The 20,087-nt window shown below is 69.8% G+C and carries 20 protein-coding genes; 14 read left to right on the top strand and 6 right to left on the bottom strand.

Annotated features, from left to right (window positions below):
- Positions 1-36 precede the first annotated feature (36 nt).
- The 5 genes from ACYQPG_RS10600 to ACYQPG_RS10620 all read left to right on the top strand — a co-directional run bounded on the left by ACYQPG_RS10600 (position 37) and on the right by ACYQPG_RS10620 (position 4,800).
- Positions 37-1,242 carry an acyl-CoA dehydrogenase family protein gene (locus ACYQPG_RS10600; RefSeq protein WP_461230889.1) on the top strand — a complete coding sequence of 402 codons (1,206 nt, stop codon included), beginning with the start codon at positions 37-39 and terminating at the stop codon, positions 1,240-1,242.
- A gap of 261 nt (positions 1,243-1,503) precedes the next feature.
- On the top strand, positions 1,504-2,682 hold the full coding sequence (bktB, locus tag ACYQPG_RS10605) for a beta-ketothiolase BktB (protein WP_461230890.1): 1,179 nt from the start codon (positions 1,504-1,506) through the stop codon (positions 2,680-2,682).
- A 1-nt stretch (position 2,683) separates the two neighbouring features.
- Entirely contained in the window at positions 2,684-3,451 is a 768-nt protein-coding gene (locus tag ACYQPG_RS10610) for an SDR family NAD(P)-dependent oxidoreductase (protein ID WP_147940160.1), read from the top strand.
- Positions 3,452-3,454: 3 nt separating this feature from the next.
- A complete protein-coding gene (locus ACYQPG_RS10615; protein ID WP_461230891.1) occupies positions 3,455-4,465 on the top strand; it encodes a phosphotransferase family protein in 1,011 nt (336 codons plus the stop codon).
- A 2-nt stretch (positions 4,466-4,467) separates the two neighbouring features.
- Positions 4,468-4,800 (top strand): DUF6285 domain-containing protein, encoded by a 333-nt coding sequence (locus ACYQPG_RS10620; protein WP_147908488.1) that lies wholly within the window; start codon positions 4,468-4,470, stop codon positions 4,798-4,800.
- 165 nt (positions 4,801-4,965) lie between these two features.
- Here the strand turns inward: ACYQPG_RS10620 and ACYQPG_RS10625 are convergent, their stop codons facing one another.
- A complete protein-coding gene (locus tag ACYQPG_RS10625; protein WP_461230892.1) occupies positions 4,966-6,630 on the bottom strand; it encodes an AMP-binding protein in 1,665 nt (554 codons plus the stop codon).
- Between the two features lie 251 nt (positions 6,631-6,881).
- On the opposite strand from ACYQPG_RS10625, the gene ACYQPG_RS10630 reads away from it, so the two are divergent.
- From ACYQPG_RS10630 to ACYQPG_RS10640, 3 genes are all read left to right on the top strand, one after another.
- The gene (locus ACYQPG_RS10630) at positions 6,882-7,424 is read left to right on the top strand and encodes a phasin family protein (RefSeq protein ID WP_461230893.1); all 543 of its coding nucleotides are present in this window, start codon (positions 6,882-6,884) and stop codon (positions 7,422-7,424) included.
- Positions 7,421-8,365 carry an alpha/beta fold hydrolase gene (locus ACYQPG_RS10635; protein WP_461230894.1) on the top strand — a complete coding sequence of 315 codons (945 nt, stop codon included), beginning with the start codon at positions 7,421-7,423 and terminating at the stop codon, positions 8,363-8,365. Before ACYQPG_RS10630 ends, ACYQPG_RS10635 begins: the two co-directional genes overlap by 4 nt.
- A 386-nt stretch (positions 8,366-8,751) precedes the next feature.
- Complete coding sequence (locus tag ACYQPG_RS10640) at positions 8,752-9,204, top strand: helix-turn-helix domain-containing protein (protein WP_147908485.1); 453 nt, start codon at positions 8,752-8,754, stop codon at positions 9,202-9,204.
- A 440-nt stretch (positions 9,205-9,644) separates the two neighbouring features.
- Here the strand turns inward: ACYQPG_RS10640 and rsmD are convergent, their stop codons facing one another.
- From rsmD to ACYQPG_RS10660, 4 genes are all read right to left on the bottom strand, one after another.
- On the bottom strand, positions 9,645-10,202 hold the full coding sequence (gene rsmD, locus ACYQPG_RS10645; RefSeq protein WP_147908484.1) for a 16S rRNA (guanine(966)-N(2))-methyltransferase RsmD: 558 nt from the start codon (positions 10,200-10,202) through the stop codon (positions 9,645-9,647).
- Positions 10,199-12,124 carry a pseudouridine synthase gene (locus ACYQPG_RS10650; RefSeq protein WP_461230895.1) on the bottom strand — a complete coding sequence of 642 codons (1,926 nt, stop codon included), beginning with the start codon at positions 12,122-12,124 and terminating at the stop codon, positions 10,199-10,201. Before ACYQPG_RS10650 ends, rsmD begins: the two co-directional genes overlap by 4 nt.
- A gap of 143 nt (positions 12,125-12,267) precedes the next feature.
- The gene (locus ACYQPG_RS10655) at positions 12,268-12,444 is read right to left on the bottom strand and encodes a DUF1328 domain-containing protein (protein WP_007558816.1); all 177 of its coding nucleotides are present in this window, start codon (positions 12,442-12,444) and stop codon (positions 12,268-12,270) included.
- Positions 12,445-12,559: 115 nt separating this feature from the next.
- A complete protein-coding gene (locus ACYQPG_RS10660; protein ID WP_147857530.1) occupies positions 12,560-12,751 on the bottom strand; it encodes a CsbD family protein in 192 nt (63 codons plus the stop codon).
- A 149-nt stretch (positions 12,752-12,900) separates the two neighbouring features.
- Between ACYQPG_RS10660 and ACYQPG_RS10665 the strand changes: the two genes are divergently transcribed.
- Together ACYQPG_RS10665 and ACYQPG_RS10670 are read left to right on the top strand one after the other, a co-directional pair.
- Positions 12,901-13,389: a nucleoside deaminase gene (locus tag ACYQPG_RS10665; protein ID WP_419829383.1), complete on the top strand. Its 489-nt coding sequence runs from the start codon at positions 12,901-12,903 to the stop codon at positions 13,387-13,389.
- A gap of 74 nt (positions 13,390-13,463) precedes the next feature.
- A complete protein-coding gene (locus ACYQPG_RS10670) occupies positions 13,464-14,168 on the top strand; it encodes an SDR family NAD(P)-dependent oxidoreductase (protein ID WP_461230896.1) in 705 nt (234 codons plus the stop codon).
- Positions 14,169-14,175: 7 nt separating this feature from the next.
- On the opposite strand, the gene ACYQPG_RS10675 is transcribed toward ACYQPG_RS10670, so the two are convergent.
- Entirely contained in the window at positions 14,176-15,948 is a 1,773-nt protein-coding gene (locus ACYQPG_RS10675; RefSeq protein ID WP_419830017.1) for an outer membrane beta-barrel protein, read from the bottom strand.
- Between the two features lie 332 nt (positions 15,949-16,280).
- Between ACYQPG_RS10675 and ACYQPG_RS10680 the strand changes: the two genes are divergently transcribed.
- The 4 genes from ACYQPG_RS10680 to ACYQPG_RS10695 all read left to right on the top strand — a co-directional run bounded on the left by ACYQPG_RS10680 (position 16,281) and on the right by ACYQPG_RS10695 (position 20,078).
- Positions 16,281-16,784 (top strand): Ros/MucR family transcriptional regulator, encoded by a 504-nt coding sequence (locus ACYQPG_RS10680; protein WP_461230898.1) that lies wholly within the window; start codon positions 16,281-16,283, stop codon positions 16,782-16,784.
- A gap of 121 nt (positions 16,785-16,905) precedes the next feature.
- The gene (locus ACYQPG_RS10685) at positions 16,906-17,715 is read left to right on the top strand and encodes an IS5 family transposase (protein ID WP_461230899.1); all 810 of its coding nucleotides are present in this window, start codon (positions 16,906-16,908) and stop codon (positions 17,713-17,715) included.
- 43 nt (positions 17,716-17,758) lie between these two features.
- Positions 17,759-18,757 (top strand): LacI family DNA-binding transcriptional regulator, encoded by a 999-nt coding sequence (locus tag ACYQPG_RS10690; RefSeq protein ID WP_461230900.1) that lies wholly within the window; start codon positions 17,759-17,761, stop codon positions 18,755-18,757.
- 145 nt (positions 18,758-18,902) lie between these two features.
- Positions 18,903-20,078 (top strand): MFS transporter, encoded by a 1,176-nt coding sequence (locus ACYQPG_RS10695; RefSeq protein ID WP_147909773.1) that lies wholly within the window; start codon positions 18,903-18,905, stop codon positions 20,076-20,078.
- The last annotated feature ends 9 nt before the right edge of the window (positions 20,079-20,087 follow it).

The raw sequence follows: 20,087 nt of genomic DNA on the forward strand, positions 1-20,087 counted from the left end.
GTTCCCGCAAACAGGCATCCATCGGAGCCCGCGACCATGGATTTCACCATCTCCCGCCGCGTCGAGGAATACCGCGCGCGGATCGCGGCCTTCGTGGACGCGCATATCGTTCCGCTGGAATCGGACCCGGAGGCCTATGACGGGCACGGCAATATCAGCCTCGCCGAGCTGGCGCGGCTGCGCGGACTCGCGAAGGCCGAGGGGCTGTGGTGCCTGCAGCTCAAGCCCGAGACTGGTGGAGCCGGCCTCGACAAGGTCGGCATGGCGGTCTGCTACGAGGCGATGAACCGCTCGATCTTCGGACCGGTCGTGTTCAACTCGGCCGCCCCCGACGACGGCAACATGATGGTGCTGGAGAAGGTCGCGACTCCGGACCAGAGGGCCCGCTGGCTCGACCCGATCGTGCGCGGCGAGGTCCGCTCGGCCTTCGCGATGACCGAGCCGCATCCCGGCGGTGGCTCCGATCCCGGCATGATTCAGACCCGGGCCGAGCGGCGGGGCGACACCTACGTGGTCACCGGCCGCAAATGGTACATCACCGGAGCGGAGGAGGCCGCGCATTTCATCCTGATGGCGCGTACATCCGACGATGCGCGCAAGGGGCTGACCGCCTTCCTGTTCCACAAGGATCAGCCCGGCTGGGAGATCCTGCGCCGGATCCCGATCATGGGCCCGGAGGAGCACGGCGGCCACTGCGAATTGCTGTTCGACGGGCTGGAGATCCCCGCCGGGAACGTCCTGATGAACGAGGGCGACGGGCTGAAGCTGACGCAGATCCGCCTCGGCCCGGCGCGTCTGACCCACTGCATGCGCTGGCTCGGCCTGTCGAAGCGCTGCGTCGAGATCGCCCGGGCCTATGCGGGGGAGCGCCACGGCTTCGGCATCCGTCTTGCCGACCGCGAAAGCATCCAGTTGATGCTGGGCGACCTCGCCATGCGGATCGAGATCGGCCGCCTGCTGGTGATGAAGGCCGCCTGGGCGCTCGACCAGGGCAGCTTTGCCCGCAAGGAGGTCTCGATGGCCAAGGTCCACGTCGCCAACCTGGTGCACGCGGCAGCCGACATCGCCATCCAGATCAACGGTGCCCGGGGCTACTCCACCGACACGCCGCTCGAATGGATCTACCGCTACGCACGCCAAGCCCGTCTGGTGGACGGTGCCGACGAAGTCCACAAGATGGTGCTCAACCACAACCTCGAAGCCGAGGGTGATTCTTTTTGGACCTGGGGTGTGGAGGGGTGACGGTTGTTCTTCCACCTCGGCAGGGTGGAAGAACAACCCACCGTCCGCACTCGTGATGTGCGGCGAAGCCGCCTTGATGGAGGCCCCGGGGATCGCGCAACGGAATGCTTGGCTACTCCGAGGCGCCCTGACACGGGCGCCTCCGGATGAGGGCGCCGGTGAGAGGACCGTTTGTCTGCTCATTCGCCGGTGAAGACTAGAATTCGGTAGCGGGAACGCCAGGATCGGTGTTCAGCCGACGAGAGGAAAGGTCCGCGAGACATGACAGATGTCGTGATCACCGGCGCGGTGCGCACCGCGATCGGCACTTTCGGGGGCTCGCTCTCGGCGATCCCGCCGGCCGAGCTGGCAGCGCAATGCATCGCGGAAGCGCTGAAGCGGTCCGGGACCGCGCCGGAGGCGGTGGGCCACGTCGTGATCGGCAACGTCATCCCGACCGAGCCGCGCGACGCCTACATCGCCCGGGTCTCCGCGATCGAGGGCGGGATCCCCCAGGCCGTGCCGGCGCTCACGGTCAACCGCCTGTGCGGCAGCGGGCTGCAGGCGATCGTCTCGGCCGCGCAGGCGATCATGCTGGGCGACGCCGAGGTGGCGGTCGCCGGGGGCGCCGAGAGCATGAGCCGGTCGCCGCATCTCCTGACGACCGGGCGGTTCGGCCAGCGCATGGGCGACGCGACCCTGGTCGACTACATGGTCGGCGTGCTGAACGACCCGTTCGGCAACGGCCATATGGGCGTCACCGCCGAGAACGTGGCCGCGCGCTACGGCATCTCCCGGGCCATGCAGGACGCGTTCGCGGCCGAGAGCCAGGCCCGGGCCGCCCATGCGATCGGCGAGGGCCGATTCCGTGAGCAGATCCTGGCCGTCGCGGTCCAGCGCAAGCGCGAGACGGTGGCGTTCGAGACCGACGAGCATCCGAAGGCCACCAGCGTCGAGGATCTCGCCAAGCTTCGTCCGGCCTTCTCCAAGACCGGCAGCGTCACCGCCGGCAACGCCTCCGGCCTCAATGACGGCGCCGCGATCGTCGTGCTGGCGAGTGCCGCCGCGGCCGAGCGTGATGGGTCCAAGCCTCTCGCCCGGATCGTCGGGTACGCCCATGCCGGGGTCGATCCGTCCGAGATGGGCATGGGTCCGGTGCCGGCCGTTGAGCGCCTGCTGGCGCGCACCGGATTGCGCGCTGCCGACTTCGACGTGATCGAATCGAACGAGGCTTTCGCGGCCCAGGCCTGCGCGGTCTCCCGCGCCCTGGATCTCGACCCCGCCAAGGTCAACGCGAACGGTGGCGCCATCGCGCTCGGCCATCCGCTCGGCGCCACGGGGGCGATCGTCACCGTCAAGGCGCTCTACGAACTCGCCCGGGTGAACGGCCGCTACGGCCTCGTCACCATGTGCATCGGCGGCGGACAGGGCATCGCCATGGCCATCGAGCGGTTGCACTGAGATGGCCGGCCTGTTCGATCTCACCGGCCGGCACGTGCTGGTCACCGGGGCCTCCAGCGGCCTCGGCCGCCACTTCGCCGGCACGCTGGCTAAAGCCGGCGCCCGCCTGTCGCTCTGCGCCCGCCGGGCCGACGCGCTGGCCGAGACCGTCGCCCGGGTCGAAGGGGAGGGCGGCGAGGCGCAGGCAATCGTGATGGACGTCACCGACGCCGCGAGCGTCGAGCGGGCACTCGATGCCGCCGAGGCGCGGTTCGGGCCCGTGGCGGTGCTCGTCAACAATGCCGGCGTCACCGCAACGAAGCCGGCCCTCGAGCTGGACGAGGCCGATTGGGACTTCGTTCTCGACACCAACCTGAAGGGCGTCTGGCTCGTCGCGCAGGCGACCGGGCGGCGCATGGTCCGGCATGGTTCCGGCGGCAGCATCGTCAACATCGCGTCGATCCTCGGCCTGCGGGTCGCCGGTGGGCTGGCGCCCTACGCCGCCTCCAAGGCCGGGGTCGTCCAGCTCACCAAGAGCCTCGCGCTGGAATGGGCCCGCCACGGGATCCGGGTGAATGCCCTCGCCCCCGGCTACATCGCCACCGATTTGAACGATGCGTTCTTCGAATCCGAACCCGGCAAGGCGCTGATCAAGCGCGTCCCGCAGCGCCGGCTGGGTGAGGCATCCGAACTCGATGGGCCGCTGCTGTTGCTCGCCTCCGGGGCGGGCTCGTACATGACCGGCAGCGTCGTCGCGGTCGATGGCGGCCACCTCGTCTCGGGGCTTTAGCGGATGGAACAGGCGCAGCTGCGCGACTGGATCGCCTCGCATCTCGGCTGTCCGGATCTCGCCATCGAGGCGGTCCAACCCCTCGGCGGCGGCTCGATCCAGGAGAACCGGCTGGTCCGTTGCCGGATCGGCGACACCGTTCGGGGCTTCGTGCTGCGCATGGACGCCGCCGCGACCATCGCGTCGAGCCGTTCCCGGACGGAGGAGTTCCACATCCTGGACGCGGTCTGGAAAGCCGGCGTCCGGGTGCCGGAGCCGGTCGCCTTCTGCGCCGATCCCGCAATCGTCGGAGCGCCCTTCGCGCTGATGGGCCTCGTCGAGGGCGTGGGCCTGGGGCCGCGCATCGCCAAGGACCTGAGCCTCGGCGGTGACCGGGAGATCCTGGCCGAGACCCTTGGCCGCGAACTCGCCCGGATCCACGCCGCGCTCGACCCGCGCGAGGTGCCGGCTGCACTCGCCTTCCTCGGGGCGCCCGAGCCGCAGCCGGCATTGGCCGAGATCGCCCGCCTGCGTGCCAGCCTCGACGGGATTGGCGCCAAGCGCCCGGCGATCGAGTGGGGTCTGCGCTGGGGCGAGGTGCGGGCCCCGGCTTGTCGGGCGCCGTCCCTGGTGCATCGCGACTTCCGCACCGGCAACTACATGGTGGATGCGTCGGGCCTGACCGCGATCCTCGACTGGGAGTTCGCCGGCTGGGGCGATCCTGCGCAGGATCTCGGCTGGTTCTGCGCAACCTGCTGGCGGTTCGGCCGAACGGATCTGGAGGCCGGCGGCATCGGCTCCCGGGCGTCGTTCTACCGGGGTTACACGCAGGAGAGCGGCCGGACCATCGATCCGGACAGCGTCGCCTATTGGGAGGTGATGGCGCATCTGCGCTGGGCGGTGATCGCCCTGGAACAGGGTGCCCGCCACGTCTCGGGCCGGGAATTCTCATTGGAACTGGCGCTCACCGGCCGGATGGTGCCCGAGCTGGAACGCACGATTTTGCGGGCGACCGCCCCGGAGAACTGGAGCTGAGCATGCAGGACGAACCCTCCGGCGCCGCTCTCCTCGACGCCGCCCGCCGGGCGCTGACCGAGGAGGTCGCCCCGGGCCTCACCGGCCGCCCCCGCTACGTCGCCCTGATGGTCGCCAACGCGATCGGAATCGCTGCCCGGGAGATCGCCCAGGCCGACCGGCTCGGCGAGACCGGCGCTCGACTGCTGGGCGGCGCCGGCCATGACGCCCTGGACGACCTGATCGGTACAATTCGAGCCGGCGCGCGCGATGCCGACCCGGAACTGCACACCCGCCTCAGCGCCGCGACGGAGGCCGCCGCCGACATCTGGAAGCCGTCGAAGCCCGCGGCGTGACGCTCATATCGGGAGACATCCAGCCCAGCGCCTAACCCTGAGACGCCGCCGCGAAGCGGGGCCCTCGAAGAAGGAAGCCTCCAGCGATCGTTCGACGAACTGGAGGATTCCTTCGAGGCAGCTGCGCAGCACCTCGGGTTGAGGTGGCCGCTGGGGTACCCGGCGTCAGACAGGATCCGACAGCTCCCGAGCCTGCTCGCGTAAGATGAACTTCTGGATCTTGCCGGTCGAAGTCTTCGGCAGGGGGCCGAACACCACCGTCCTGGGCACCTTGAACCTGGCCATCCGCTCCCGGCAGAAATCGATCAGGTCGCGGTCGGTGGGAGCCGCCGCGCCGGGCTTCATCTCCAGGAAGGCGCAGGGACTCTCGCCCCAGGTTTCATCCGGGCGTGCCACCACGGCCGCCAGCATCACGGCGGGATGGCGCATCAGCACCTCCTCGACCTCGAGACTGGAGATGTTCTCGCCACCCGAGATGATGATGTCCTTGGCCCGGTCCTTGATCTCCACGGAGCCGTCTGGGTGCCAGACCGCGAGGTCGCCGGTGCGGTACCAGCCTCCGGCCAGCGCCCGCGCGGTGGCCTCGGGGTTGCCGAGATAGCCCTTCATCACAGTGTTGCCGCGCAGGCAGATCTCGCCGACCGTGGTGCCGTCCTGCGGCACCGGCCGGTCGGTGGCGGCATCGAACACGACGACGCCCTCCAGGGTCGCCAGCGCGACGCCCTGGCGCGCCATCCGGGCGTAGCGGTCCTGCTCCGGGAGGTCGGCCCAGTCGGGCTGTTCCAGGCAGACGGTGGCGGGGCCGTAACTCTCGGTGGCGCCGTAGAGGTGCGTCACTTGGAAGCCGAGTTCCTCCATGGTGCGGATGATGGTCGAGGATGGCGCGGCCCCGCCCACCGCGCAGCGCACCCGATGCCGGAAAGGCACGCGGGTCGAGGCCGGCGCGTGGGCGATCATCGAGAGCACGATCGGCGCGCCGCACAAATGCGTCACGCGGTGCTGGGCGATCAGCGAAAAAATCGCCGCCGGCTCGACCTTGCGCAGGCAGATCTGCGTCGCACAGGCCGCCACGCTCGCCCAGGGGTACGACCAGCCGCTGCAATGGAACATCGGCAGGGTCCAGAGATAGGCGCTCTCGGTGGTGAGGCCGAACGTGACCGCATTGCCGAGCGCCTGCAGGTAGGCGCCGCGATGGCTGTAGATCGCGCCCTTCGGATCGCCGGTGGTGCCCGACGTATAGAGCAGGCAGAGCGATTGCCACTCGTCGGCCGGCCCGGGCCAGGCATAGTCCGGGTCGCCCTCGGCGAGCAGGGTCGCGTACGGGACCGCGCCGGCGATGCCGGTGGCGCCGATCTCCACGACCAGGAGCGGCTTCGCGCGGTCGGCGAGCGCCCGGGCGGCCAGCGCACCGAACTCAGCCTCCACGATCAGCACCCGGGCGCCGCCATGGTCGAGGGAGAACGCGATCGTCGCCGGATCGAGGCGGGTGTTGAGCGGGTTCAGCACCGCGCCCAGCATCGGCACGGCGAAATGCGCCTCGATCATCTCGGGTACGTTGGGCGCCAGGATCGCCACCGTGTCGAGGTGCCCGATCCCGCGCCCGGCCAGGCCGGAGGCGAGCCGGCGGCACCGCGCGTACAACTCGGCGTAGGACAGGCGGCGATCCCCATCAATGACCGCGACCCGCGCCCCGACGGAGGCGGCGGCCCGGGCCAGCAGGCTGGCCGGCGTGAGCGGGACGTAGTTCGCCGGGCTCCGGTCGAGCCCGGTCTCGAACGGATGAGAATCGGAGTCCCGGGCGCCCGCTTGGGGCGGAACTGTCTCCGTCATCGGTGGGCCTTCTGATCGGGCGGCTGGCGTGGCGTGCGCAGGCAGAGAGATGACGTCGCGTCCCTCCGGACTGTCAATCGGGGCGCTGGTTACAGCCGGTGCCGGTCATCATGGGCCGCACGGGCGCGGAGTACCCGGCGGGGCGGTCCGAGGTCTGTCACGCCGCTGCGGTTGACGGCGGCCCCGCCCTGACGGATGCCGGACCCGGTGCCTGACCGGGCGGTCATGGCAGTCGACGGGGGGAGGAGCTCGTGAAGGACGACAATCTGCCGATGGTTCGGCCGCCACAGGCCGGGCGCGAGATGGCCGAGGGCAGTCTTGCGCGGGTTCGCGAGGCCTACGAACACTTCGCCGAGGCCGGCGAGATGGCGCTGAACGCCTTCGAAACCTCGATGGCCCAGACGTTCGAGGGCTGGCGCTCGGTCATGGGCTCGAGCCGGGAGACCGCGCACCAGCTTTCCGACAGCAACGTCGCGGGCACCCGCAGGATGCGCGAGCAATGGGAGGCCGCCGGGGCGCGCCTCTACAACGCGTTCGAGGACAATGCCGGCCACTCGATGGCGGCGATGCGGGAGATCGGGCACCGCATGCTGGTCGCCTCGGACACCAACGTCCGCGCCTCACTGGATTTCGCCGAGCGCCTCGCGAAGGCGGCCGACGCCCGCGAGATGGCGGCTTTGCACGTGACGTTCATGCAGGAGCAGTCGCGTCGCCTCACCGACCAGATGGTCGACCTGCACCAGACTACGACCCGCCTGGCGCGTGAGGCCGCATCCCGCACGGATACCCCGTGACCTCCTCCGCCGCCGAGAGGCCTGAAGCGGGCGCGCCCGAGGCGATGCCGCGCCTCGACGACCTCAGCCGCGCCGACGTTCCGTTCCGGACCGGTCATTTCGCCGCCTACGCGCCGCATGACTTCCACCGGATCGCGTATGTCGAATGGGGCGACCCGGACAGCCCGCACGTGGTCGTGTGCGTCCACGGCCTGAGCCGGCAGGGCAGGGACTTCGATCCCCTCGGCTACATGCTGGCGAAGATGGGCTACCGGGTGGTCTGTCCCGATTTGCCCGGGCGTGGGTTGAGCGGCTGGCTCAAGGATCCGGAACTCTACGGCCTGCCCCAATACGCCGCCGACATGGCGGCGCTGATCGGTCACCTGCGGATCACGGGCAAGATCGACTGGGTCGGCACGTCGCTCGGCGGCCTCACCGGGATGGTGCTGGCGGCCTCCGCCAACACCCCGATACGCCGGATGGTGATCAACGATATCGGGCCGTTCCTGCCCTGGGCGCCGATCCGCCATATCGGCTCACGGCTGCGCGATGCTCCGCGGCTTCACCACAACTTGGCCTCGGGCGAGTCGCGGCTTCGGACCGTCCTGGCAGCCTTCGGCCCGCTCACGGACGAACAGTGGCGGCATATCGCCAAGCACAGCTTCTTCCCCGAGCCCAACGGCGGCTGGCGCCCGCATTACGATCCCGGCATCGGTGACGCCTTCCGGCCGGGCCGGGTCTACAGCGTCAGCATGTGGCGCGACTGGGACGCGATCACCTGCCCGGTCCTGCTGCTGCGCGGCGAGCGCTCGGAGCTGCTCCTCGCCTCGACCGCGGACGAGATGAGCCGGCGTGGCCCGCCCACCGAGCGCATCGAGATCCCGGATTGCGGCCACGCCCCGGCCTTGCTCGACGCGGAACAACTTCGCATCGTCACCGACTGGCTCGGCCCGGCCGCGTGATCGTCAAGGATCCGCGCCGAGCGCATCGGCGCCGATCCGCATCCCGTCAGTTTAGGCAAAACCGAATCACTTGCGCAGTAGGCAATCGTGCAAAGGCGACCGGTTGCGAGAAGTCCCCGTCTGCGTAGTCGGTGTCGTCAGAATTGATGGGCCGTCGCACTCTGTGTCGATCGCCTTGAAGTCATTGAGAAACCGAGGCGGCTATGCTCACACTGCATGGTCGCGCAAGCGTGACCATTCGTTGCACACTCGGCTGCACTGTGGCATCAACATGCGGCTCGGCTGGACCTTGGCCGCTCAATGTTGCACCTGTGGGTTGTGAGCGGCGGCTAAGTTCCGCACGACCACACGCCTGCCGCAACCTGAAGAAGTTCGGACTCTCCACCATGTCCAACCCAACCCCCAAGCCGAAACAGACCACGGCCATCGATCACGGGGTCGGCAGCCGCATCGCGTTCCTGCGCGCGGCCAACGGGCTGAGCCAATCCGCACTGGCGAGCGCGCTGGGCGTCAGCTTCCAGCAGGTCCAGAAGTACGAGACCGGCAAGAACCGCGTCGGCGCGGGGCGCCTTCAGGCGATTGCCGAGCGCCTCGGCGTCCCGGTCTCAAGCTTCTTTGAACCCGAGCCGGAGGCCGCCTCCGAGAACGGCCCGACGCTGCTCCGGATCGCCGGTGCCGTGGAACTGCTCCGCGCCTACAACCAGATCGGCGACGATCAGATGCGCCGGGACGTCATTGCGCTCGTGAAGTCCGCGGCCCGGATCGGCCATGGTCCCGCTGCCGCGGACAGCGCCCCGCAGCGGATTGTCACCAACGGCGCCGCCGCACCGTCGGCCTGATAGCCTGACCGACATCGGCTGACCGGCCCCGGCCGTTCGCACACGTCGTCTCGCGAAGTTGTTTCTGGAGGCGACGGCGATGTCTGCTTTGGACCTGACGAACCTCTACGCCGATCGCGACCTTGCGGCCTCTGAGGACGTCGTCACCGTTCGGTAGTCGGCGCTGGGGCTGCGCTGAGCACATCGTTTCGACGGGACAGGCGAGCCCGCCTGGATTCGAAGACGACCAGCCCCATGGCGAAGGGGTTGCGATGCTTGCGAGAGATCTCCCGCGTTGCGCTTGGCCGACGAGACGGAGCCGGCGAACCGTGTGAACTCGCGAACCGTCCTGATCGAGCCCCGTCGTCGGCACCGCGTCGAACAGGCTGATCCGCCGGCGATCTGGCTCGCGATACATTTCAGGCCCGAACGCGGGGCGGGCGTTCGCGACCGACGCGCCGTCAGCCGGCGAAGCGCGCCACCGATACCGCCGTGTCGCCGTAGACCCGCCGCTCCAGCGCGGTGAAGTTCTCGGGCCAGTCCAGTTGAACGCCCTCCGCCTCCTCCACCACGGCCAGGGCGCCCGGCGACAGCCAGGCCCCGCCGGCCGCGCTTGCCAGCGCCTGGGGCGCAAGCCCACGATTGTACGGTGGATCGCAGAAGACCAGCGAGAACGGAGCCGTGGTCCCGGCCGGACCGAGGCGCGTCGCGTCGCGCCGGAACAGCCGAGTCACGCCCTCGGCGCCGAACGCCTCGATGTTCGACCGGATCACCGCCCGGGCCTCGGCCCCCTCATCGACCAGCAGGGCGTAGGCCGCGCCGCGCGACAGCGCTTCGAAGCCCAGCGCTCCAGTGCCGGCGAACAGGTCCAGCACCCGCGCCCCGGCGACGACCTCGTCGTAGGCGTGGGTCAGCACGTTGAACAGCGATTCCCGGAGCCGGTCGGAGGTCGGCCGGATCGCGTCGGAGCGCGGGGTCGCGAGCTTGCGGCCGCGCCACGCGCCGCCGACGATCCTCATCGGCCTCCGCGCGGCGGACGACCGCCACCGCCGCCACCACCGCCGCCGGGCTTGCCGCCGCCCTTGAAGCCGCCCGGACGCCCGCCCGGCTTGCCGCCCGGGCCCTTGCCGGCAAACCCGCCAGCACTCTTGCCCCCGAAACCGCCAGAGCTTTTCCCGGCGAAGCCCCCGCTCTTCCCCGCGAACCCGCCGGGCTTGCCGCCAAATCCACCGGGCTTGCCGCCGGGTCGCGCGCCCGCCGGCTTCGGTCCGCCGAAGGCCGGCTTGCCCCCAGGGCCGGAGCGCTCGCTCCGGAAACCGCCATTGCCGCGGGGCGGGCCGTCTGCAGTCGAACCTCCGAACGGCCGATCCCGGCGTTCGGGCGGCCTGCCGTCACGGCGATCGTCCCGTCGCGTGTCGTCCCGTCGCGCGTCGTCCCGTCGGCCAGGCGCGCCCCGGGGGGCGTCGCGTGGCCCGGAACGGTCACCGAACCCCGGCCGATCGCTCGCACCTCTGTCAATCCGCGGAGCCGGCCCGCGATTGCCCCAGCTCTCGCGATCCGAGCGGCCGGGCGCGCCCCGCTGTGCGCCATCGGGGGCGCCGCGATCGGCGTAGCGACGCCGGGGCTGCTCCTCCGGCGCCGGCGCAACCGGGCTCGCCGACAGGCGCTCGACCACGACGCGACGATCACCGGTGCGAATCGAGCCGACCCGCTCGTGACCGCGCTCGGCCGCGGCTGCCTGGGACGCGCGGGGATCCTCGCCCCGGCGCGGTACGCGGGCCGCCCGCGGCTTGCCGGATTCCTCATCCGACCGCCACGCGGAGCGGCGCGGACCGGAGCCAGCCCCACCGGTCGAGACCCGGGGTGCCGGCGCGGGACGCGCGGCATTGCGGGTGCTCGAGGGCGCCGATGCGCGCTCGGCCTTCTTGGGGCTGCCGAAGGCGCCGATCGGCTCGCGCACGGGGCTCTCGAAATCGACCCCGGCCTGTTCGGCCAGCGCCTTGCCGAGCTGGTCCTTCAGCACGCGCATGCGCACCTCCTCGACCAGGCCGACTTCGAGGTCGCCGAGCTGGAACGGCCCGAACGACAGGCGAATCAGCCGGTTCACCGAAAGGCCGAGATGCTCGAGGATGCGTTTGACCTCGCGGTTCTTGCCCTCGCGCAAGCCTAGCGTGAGCCAGAGGTTGTCGCCCTGGACGCGATCGAGGGTCGCCTCGATTGGGCCGTACTCCATCCCGTCGATGGTCACGCCCTTCGCCAGCTTGTCGAGCTGGGCCTGGTCGGTGTCGCCGTGGGCGCGGACGCGGTAGCGGCGCAGCCAGCCGGTATCGGGATGGGCGATCACCTTCGCGAGACCGCCGTCGTTGGTGAGAAGCAGCAGGCCTTCGGTGTTGATGTCGAGCCGGCCGACCGCGACCACCCGTGGCAGATCTTCGGGCAGGACTTCGAACACCGTCTGGCGGCCTTCCGGGTCCCGGGCCGTGGTCACGAGGCCGCGCGGCTTGTGGAAGATCCACAGGCGGCTGCGCTCGCGCGCCGGCATGCGCTCGCCGTCGATCAGGATCGTATCGTCGTCGGAGACGTTTCGCGCCGGGGAGGTCAGGGTCTCGCCGTTGACGCTCACGCGACCGGCCAGGATCATCGCCTCCGCGTCGCGGCGGGAGGCGATGCCCGCCCGCGCCATCGCCTTGGCGATGCGTTCGCCCGGAGGGGTCGGCGCCTCGGCCTCCGGTTCCGCGGCCTCGGCGGCGTCCTCGGCAACGGGCTCGGCAGCGACCGGCTGCTGAGGCGGCCGCGGTTCGCTCTGCGAAGACTTACCCTTCGGCTTCGTCTCGGATTCGCTGCCCGCGTCGGTTGCGGGCGTCCAGCGCTCGGTCCGCGTGGTGTCGGTGTCCGGCTGGGCAGAAGCCCCCGGACCGTCGTCTTTCGGCAAGTCACTCATGAGCCGGCCATATCAGAGCCGGCCCGGACAGGCGAGACGGGTTGAGCATCCACGGATGCACAACCTGACAACGCGCAGCCCGCGAACGCAAAAGGGGCGGCCCGGCCGGACCGCCCCGAAAGATCCGCGCCGCGGAGCGCCGTTCAAAGCCTCGGGGATCTCCCCCGCATCACCCCGAACACGGCGGAGATCAGGAACAGGGCGATCGCCACGAAGAAGACGATCTTGGCCGCCTCGACGGCCGTGCCGGCGATGCCGCCGAAACCCAGGAGCGCCGCCACGAGGGCGACGACGAGAAACGTGATAGCCCAACCGATCATGGCATCCTCGCGAAGTTCAGCCGGTTCAGGATCGGAACCCGCGAGATGTGGATTCCGATCCCATCGATCCTCAAGGATCAGATCTTGCCCGAGCGATCAGATCTAGCCTGAACGATCAGATCTTGTCGGTGGCCGACTTCACGGCGCCCTTGGCGTCGCCCACGGTGCTCTGGGCCTTGCCCTTGAGCTCCTGAGCCGCGCCGTCAGCCTTCATCTTGTCATTGTTGGTCACGTCGCCCAGGCCCTGCTTGGCCTTGCCGAGGGCCTCGTTGGCGGCGCCCTTGATCTTGTCCGTGGTGCTGCTCATGGCGTTTCCTTCCGTACAATCTCTCGCGGCGGCGCCGCAATCGTAAAGGCAACGGTGACGATGAGGGGAATGTTCCAGGCATTAACATTGACCTGGATCGGTTTCCGGCGCCGGTCGGTGCCTGTCCCGGCGATGGGGTGATAAACACCGTGACGGTCGATCCGATCCAGGACGCTGAGCACGAAACCGCGAACACCGCGGGGGCGTTCGACCGTGCTTTCACAGCGGCGCGCGCGGCCGCTGAGGCCGGCGAGGTTCCGGTCGGGGCGGTGATCGTGCGCGACGGCGTGGTGCTGGCCGTCGCCCATAACCAGCCGCGGGCCCTGCACGATCCGACCGCCCACGCCGAGATCCTGGCGATCCGCGCCGCCTGTGCGGCCATCGGCGACGAGCGCCTGACCGGCTGCGATCTCTACGTCACCCTCGAACCATGTCCGATGTGCGCCGGCGCGATCTCGTTCGCCCGGATCCGGCGGCTCTATTACGGCGCCCCCGATCCCAAGGGCGGCGGCGTCGAGCACGGCCCGCGTGTCTTCAACCAGCCGACCTGCCACCACGCCCCGGAGGTCTATGGCGGGTTCCGCGAGACCGAGGCGGCCCTGTTGCTGCGCAGGTTCTTCGCCGTGCGCCGCGCGTGAGGGCTGAAGCGAGCGAGGGCTTGAAGAAGCGGCGCCGCGCGGCATCCTCACAGGATCGAACGGAGCGTCCGCCCATGACACCGCATTATTCCCGCGCGCTGATCGTCGGAGCCGGCTCGGGCCTCAGCGCGTCGCTCGCCCGACTGCTGGCGGTGGACGGGCTGAAGGTCGGCCTCGCGGCCCGCAATATCGACAAGCTCGCCGCGCTGGCGGCCGAGACCGGCGCCGCAATCCACGCCTGCGATGCGAGCGACCCCGGCCAGGTCGAGGCCCTGTTCGCCCGGATGGAGCCGGCGCTGGGTGGCCCGCCCGACGTGGTGGTCTACAATGCCAGCGGTCGGCTGCGCGGCCCGGTGGTCGACCTCGATCCGGCAGCGGTGGCGCAGTCGCTGATGGTGTCCGCGTATGGCGGCTTTCTGGTGGCGCAGGCGGCAGCACGCCGGATGCTGCCGCACCGGCACGGGGCGATCCTGCTCACAGGCGCGTCGGCCAGCGTGAAGGGCTTTGCCGGCTCAGCGCCTTTCGCGATGGGCAAGTTCGCCCTGCGGGGACTCGGCCAGAGCCTCGCCCGCGAGCTGCAGCCGCAGGGCATCCATGTCGCCCACGTGGTGATCGATGGCGCCATCCGGAACCCGGCGCGCGGCGGTGAGCCGGTGGACGCCCCCGACAGCCATCTCGATCCGGATGCCATCGCCCGCGCCTACCGCGACCTGCTGCGCCAGGACCGCAGCGCCTGGACGACGGAGCTCGAGCTGCGCCCCTGGGTCGAGCGATTCTGAGGGTGGTTCAGGGATTCACGCGCACGCCGAGCAGGAAGGTGTTGTCGCGGAAGCTTGAGCCCGCCACCGTGCTGTCGATCTGCTGGTAGATGTAGGTGCCGCGCAAGGTCAGCCAGCGTGTAAACCGGTAGTCGAGGCGCGCCGTGGCGGAGAAGCCGTTCTCGCGGATGGTGCTGCCCTGATAGTCGTTCTTCAGGAACGAGCCCCCGAAGACGATCGACAGGTTGCGCAGCAGATCGTGCTGGAGCTCCAGGGTCGCGACCTCGGTGAAGATGCCGCTGGAGCCGAGCACGGTGGTCTCGGTCACACCCGTCGCCGCGGTGAGGCGGACCGTGGTGAGCGGACTGAGGGACCAGACCAGCGCGGCATTGACCAGCGGCGCGTCGATCGCCCGCAAAGACGGGTCGACGTAGGAGCGGTGCTGGATGCCGGCGGAGATTTCGCCAGTGATCGAGCGGGCCAGCCCGAAGCTCGCTCCGACCATGAGTGCGATGCCGTCGGAATCGCGTTGAATGCCGTTGGTGTCGCGGCGCAGGTCGTAGACGCGGGTATCGCCGAGGAGGTCCACGAATGGACTCAGGTCCGGGCTGACCTCGTAGGCCGTGCGCAGCTGCAGGCTGTACTGGTTCAGGTTGCGGTCGGCCTGGTTGATGGTCACGCCGCCCGGGAGCTGAGCGTTGTCGAACTGGGAGCGATCGACCGAGCCGCGCAGGGTCACGGAAAGCCGGTTGAACGTCTCCGTGGCACCGAGGGACGTGCCGTAGACCGCGAGCAGCGGCCGGCTGGTCGCCGCGGCTGCCTGCAGGTTCGGGCTCGACGTGCGCTGCGTGTCGACCAAGAACCGGCCTTCGGCATCGACGTGAAGGTCGCGGTTGACGTCGATACGCAGGCGCACCGTTCCGTCCGCGGCCGGCCGGCTGGCGGCCTCGTTCTGGGGCGTCTCCAGGTAGGAACCGCGTAGCGCTCCCTGGAACGAACTCGACGACCAGTCGCTGCGGAAGTCGACGGCCGCTTCGGTACGCAGGGCCACCGATCCCTTGGCGAGCTGACGGCTGGTCTGGTCCGGGTTCGAATCGTACCCGATGCTCTGCGTGAAGCTCGGCAGCACCGTGAAGGTCCCGATCCGATAGCCGATCGGTGCGTAGGCCGGGTCGGTCGGGATCGGCCGCGCCAGGTCCGTGCCGAGGATGAAGCCGGGCGTCAGCAGACCTAGCGCCGGAGTGATCGCGAAGAGCGGAAGGATCGGGCGCGACGCCAGGACCTGCGACACCGGCACGCCGACGACGGCCTGCTGAACCACCGGGGTCAGGCGCAGAGCGGGGGCCGGAACCTGTGTCACCTCCTGGGTGACCCGGCGGGTCGGGGAGCCGATGCGCCGGGGCGGCGCGGCGCGGGTGCGCAGCAGACTCGACGGCGTCCGGTTGTTTGGGGCCGTGGTGGACCCACCAGTGCGCTGGCCGCCGCCGGTGATGCGGGTGCCGAGCTGCGAGAGCCCCGGCTGAGTCTGGGTCGGGATCGCCGGGGAGAGGGGGGAGCGCAGGCTGTCGCCGCCGGTCCGCTCGCCGCTCGTGGCGTCACCACCGGTGGATGCGGGTCCGTCGTCGCGGGACAGTCCGTCCGGCACGCGCCGCCGGAGCGCGGGAAGGCCGTTGGGCGCCGTGTCCTGCCCGATCCCGGGATTGTCGGGTTGGCCGGTGACCGGGCTGATCGCGTCGAAGCGCTGGCCTGCGGACGGCGATGCGGAGAGCGCGAGCGTCAGCGCCGCAAAGGCGAGCCGCATCTCCTGCCGTCGCCGCCGATCAGCGCCCGCCATCCGCACCTGTTCTTGGCCTCCACCTAAGCCCCGGGCGCCAAGAGCCGGGATCAACAGATCACGCCGCCGCCTGCGCGGTCGCCGATATGGTTAACGCAAGCTAGCGCCCGCTTGGTTAATGCGCGGTCAACACCGAGCCCCGACGGCTGTTACAGCCCCGGTGCAGTCACTCCTAAATTTCGATACTGCAAGAAAGTTGCGATTGAGCTTTTATCGCGGATCCGTTAGCCTATCCCAGAATTCGTCATATTCCGTACGGGATACGCCGCACCGGATAGTTGCTACGACAGAGGTTCAACGTGAACGATAGCGCTGAAGCTGAGCAGGCCGAACACATTGACCTAGCGGTCGATATCATCGCGGCCTATGTGTCCAACAATTCGGTGCCACCCTCGGAACTTCCAGGGTTGATCGGCGGCATACACGCGGCCCTGAACAGCCTCGCGGCTTCGGGGTCATCGACGACGACCGTCGTGGAAAAGATGAGCCCGGCGCAGATCCGGAAATCCATCACGCACGACTACATCGTCAGTTTCGAAGACGGTAAGCCCTACAAGACGTTGCGCCGCCATCTGACGCTGCGCGGGCTCAGCCCGGAGGCGTATCGCGAGAAATGGGGCTTGCCGCGGGACTACCCGATGACGGCGGCGAGCTACTCGGCCCAGAGATCCGAACTCGCCCGCGCCCTCGGCCTCGGCCAGCAACGGCGCAAGTCCCGGGGAGCGGCGGCCGCGCCTGCGCCGGAGGAGCCGGCTCCGACCGCACCGAAGACGCGGGGACGCAAGAAGGTCCCAGCCGAGTAGGATTCGACCCGGACGCACGGCCTCCGTTTGACAGGGGACGCTTCGGAGCGTGACACGCCGGACGGGGCGCGCAACCTAGAGGCTGTTATGAACTGAATGGGTGAGGTTTGCGTTTTTGGGCATGAGCGCAGGTCGTGCCGGCTATCCCTCTGACGTGTCCGATGAGGAATGGGCGCTGGTTGCGCCGTATCTGGCGCTGCTGCGGGAGAGTTCGGGCCAGCGTGACCACGACCTGCGCGAGGTGTTCAACGGCTTGCGGTTCATCGTGAAGACGGGGGCGCCGTGGCGGTTCATGCCGCACGACCTGCCGCCGTGGGCGGCGGTGTACCAGCAGACGCAGCGCTGGCTGGCTGCGGAGTGCTTCACCGATGTGGCCGGGGATCTACGGGCGGTTCTACGCATGGCAGGGGATCGCAAGCCGGAGCCGTCTGCGGTGATCCTGGACAGCCGGACGCTGCGGTCCTCGCCCGAGAGCGGCGAGCGGGCGGGCTACGACGGGGCCAAGCGCAAGCGCGGTTCGAAGGTGCATCTGGCGGTGGACACGCCAGGCCACGTGGTGGCGCTGCATGTCACCCCGGCCGATGCCGACGATCGCGGCGAGGTCGATCGCCTGACCGGCGCTGTGCAAGCGGAGACGGACGGAAGCGTCGAGACGGGCTTCGTCGATCAGGGCTACACCGGCGCGCGGGCGGCGGACGCGGCCCAGGCGCACGGTATCGCCCTGGAGGTGGTCAAGGCGCCCGAGGCCAAACGCGGGTTTATCCTGCTGCCGCGTCGCTGGGTGGTGGAGCGGTCCTTCGCCTGGGCGACGCGCTGTCGGCGCCTGGTCAAGGATTACGAGCGTTATGCCAGCACGCTGGCAGGACTTCATATGGTCGCCTTCGTCTGTCTCATGCTGAAACAGGCCGAACGACTTATGACAGGTTCATAACACGCTCTAAGCGCGTTCTCTCCCGAAGCGATGCACGCACATCATGGTCTTGAAGCGCTACCCGACATCGGTCGAGGTCGCCCGCCTCGCCGGGGTCTCGCAATCGGCGGTGTCCCGCACCTTCACGCCGGGTGCCAGCGTGTCGGCCCGGACCCGCGACAAGGTCCTGGCGGCGGCCGAGACCCTGGGCTTTCAGCCGAGCCTGATCCCCAGGATCATGCTGACCGATCGGTCGGGCCTCGTGGCCCTCGTGGTCGGGGGCCTGGAGAACGCGTTCTACGCGCGCGTCGTCCAGATCTTTGCGGCGCGGCTCCGGGAAGCCGGCAACCAGATCGTGCTGGTCCCGGTCGACAGCGACTACACCCTCGATGCCGTTGCCGCGCGCCTCGCCCAGTACCGGGTCGATGCGATCGTCAGCGCCCTGGCGGTCCTGTCGCAGGACGCCGCCGAGACGCTCTCGGCCTCTCGAATCCCGGTCGTCTCGTTCAATACCCCGGTGACGGCCGAGCGCATCGGCTCGGTCGGCTCGGACAACGCGCTGGGAGGTCGGCAGGCCGCCGCGCTCCTTCACGACCGGGGCGTGCGCCATCCGGCCTTCCTCGCCGGTCCGGCGGACAGCCCGGCCAGCGCCGAGCGGCTCGCGGGCTTTCGCGACGGACTGCGCGCGGCAGGACTGCCGGAGCCGCACGTCGCGGGATCCGCCTACACGTATGAGGGCGGCGCCGAGGCGGCGATGCGGATCCGCGCGGACGCCCCGTTCGACGGCGTCTTCTGCGCCAACGACCTCTGCGCTCTGGGCGCGATTGACGCGCTGCGGCGCGCTGGCCGTAGCGTCCCCGACGAGGTCCGCGTGATCGGCTACGACGACATTCCGGCGGCGGGGTGGAGCGGCTACGATCTCACGAGCTTCGACCAGGACGTGCCGGCATTGGTCGAGGCGGCGCTGGCCATGATCGCCCGGATGTCCGGGCCTGAAACCGCCCTCGGCGAGCGCGTGCTGATCCCGCCTCGGCTGATCGAGCGCGGCAGCACTCGGGCCTGATCGCCCGGGATCGACGGCCGACACCTTGCGCGCGGCGCAACCGTGCGTCGCGTGTGCATCGCTATGCAAAAGCGCGCGCTGCTCCATCCTTCATCATGCTGCGTTGCACAACGCGACGCCCGCCGTCTGAACGAAGGAAGCCGACGTGCTGTCCCTGCCGATCCTCGCCCTTGCCGTCGCTTCATTCGGCATCGGCACCACCGAATTCGTCATCATGGGCCTGTTGCCGGAGGTGGCGCACGGCTTCGGTGTCACCATCCCACAGGCCGGCTACCTCGTGTCCGGCTACGCCATGGGCGTCGTTGTCGGCGCGCCGATCGTGGCGATCGCCACCGCGGGCTTGCCCCGGAAGACGGCCCTGCTCGCCCTGATGGCGGTCTTCCTGATCGGCAACGTCGGCTGCGCCTTGGCGCCGAGCTACGGCCTGCTGATGGCGGCCCGGATCGTCACCGCCTTCGCGCACGGGGCGTTCTTCGGCATCGGCGCCGTGGTGGCGCGCGATCTGGTGCCGCGCGAGAAGCGGACCCAGGCGGTTTCGCTGATGTTCGCCGGGCTGACCCTGGCCAACGTCCTCGGTGTGCCGTTGGGAACGGCCCTGGGTCAGGTCACCGGATGGCGCTCGACTTTCTGGGCCGTGGTGGTGATCGGCCTGCTGGCCGGGCTGGCGATCCAGCTGTTCGTGCCCGCCGGCCTGCCCGGTACCCGCGGCGGCCTGGTCAAGGAGTTCCGGGCGCTGGGGCGCTGGCCGGTGCTGCGGCCGATGCTGATCTCGACCCTCTCCTCGGTCAGCTTCTTCACGGTGTTCACCTACATCACGCCGTTCCTCACCGGCGTGACCGGGTTCTCGTCGCAGGGCGTCACCGGGGTATTGTTCGCCGCCGGTATCGGCCTCACGGTCGGCAACCTCGCGGGCGGCCACTTCGCCGATCGGGGCCTGATGGCCACGATCATCGGCGGGTTCATCGGCATCGTCGCGGTGCTGCTGGTCCTGGCGGCGGTCGCCCACCACGCCATCCCGACCGTCGCCGTGCTGGTCCTGTGGTCCGGCCTCGCCTTCGCGCTGGTCTCGCCGCTGCAGATCTGGGTGGTCGAGGCCGCCAGCGACGCGCCGAACCTTGCCTCTACGCTGAATCAGGGTGCGTTCAACCTCGGCAACGCCACCGGCGCCTGGATCGGCGGCACCGCCCTGACGTTCGGGGCGGGCTACGGCCAGCTTCCCTTGCTCGCAGCCGCCGTCTCGATCCTGGGCCTCGGCCTGACGGTCACCGCCGTCAGCCGAAGCGGCCGCCGGATTTTCTCCGCCTCGACGCCGGGCGCCTGACCACCGGGC

The organism is Methylobacterium sp. CM6246, assembly GCF_054818005.1.

What these genes read in the sequence shown, in the direction of transcription:
- ACYQPG_RS10600 (WP_461230889.1), top strand. Translation starts at nt 37, where the DNA reads ATGGATTTCACCATCTCCCGCCGCGTCGAGGAATACCGCGCGCGGATC.
- bktB (WP_461230890.1), top strand. Translation starts at nt 1,504, where the DNA reads ATGACAGATGTCGTGATCACCGGCGCGGTGCGCACCGCGATCGGCACT.
- ACYQPG_RS10610 (WP_147940160.1), top strand. Translation starts at nt 2,684, where the DNA reads ATGGCCGGCCTGTTCGATCTCACCGGCCGGCACGTGCTGGTCACCGGG.
- ACYQPG_RS10615 (WP_461230891.1), top strand. Translation starts at nt 3,455, where the DNA reads ATGGAACAGGCGCAGCTGCGCGACTGGATCGCCTCGCATCTCGGCTGT.
- ACYQPG_RS10620 (WP_147908488.1), top strand. Translation starts at nt 4,468, where the DNA reads ATGCAGGACGAACCCTCCGGCGCCGCTCTCCTCGACGCCGCCCGCCGG.
- ACYQPG_RS10625 (WP_461230892.1), bottom strand. Translation starts at nt 6,630, where the DNA reads ATGACGGAGACAGTTCCGCCCCAAGCGGGCGCCCGGGACTCCGATTCT.
- ACYQPG_RS10640 (WP_147908485.1), top strand. Translation starts at nt 8,752, where the DNA reads ATGTCCAACCCAACCCCCAAGCCGAAACAGACCACGGCCATCGATCAC.
- rsmD (WP_147908484.1), bottom strand. Translation starts at nt 10,202, where the DNA reads ATGAGGATCGTCGGCGGCGCGTGGCGCGGCCGCAAGCTCGCGACCCCG.
- ACYQPG_RS10650 (WP_461230895.1), bottom strand. Translation starts at nt 12,124, where the DNA reads ATGAGTGACTTGCCGAAAGACGACGGTCCGGGGGCTTCTGCCCAGCCG.
- ACYQPG_RS10655 (WP_007558816.1), bottom strand. Translation starts at nt 12,444, where the DNA reads ATGATCGGTTGGGCTATCACGTTTCTCGTCGTCGCCCTCGTGGCGGCG.
- ACYQPG_RS10660 (WP_147857530.1), bottom strand. Translation starts at nt 12,751, where the DNA reads ATGAGCAGCACCACGGACAAGATCAAGGGCGCCGCCAACGAGGCCCTC.
- ACYQPG_RS10670 (WP_461230896.1), top strand. Translation starts at nt 13,464, where the DNA reads ATGACACCGCATTATTCCCGCGCGCTGATCGTCGGAGCCGGCTCGGGC.
- ACYQPG_RS10675 (WP_419830017.1), bottom strand. Translation starts at nt 15,948, where the DNA reads ATGCGGCTCGCCTTTGCGGCGCTGACGCTCGCGCTCTCCGCATCGCCG.
- ACYQPG_RS10685 (WP_461230899.1), top strand. Translation starts at nt 16,906, where the DNA reads ATGAGCGCAGGTCGTGCCGGCTATCCCTCTGACGTGTCCGATGAGGAA.
- ACYQPG_RS10690 (WP_461230900.1), top strand. Translation starts at nt 17,759, where the DNA reads ATGGTCTTGAAGCGCTACCCGACATCGGTCGAGGTCGCCCGCCTCGCC.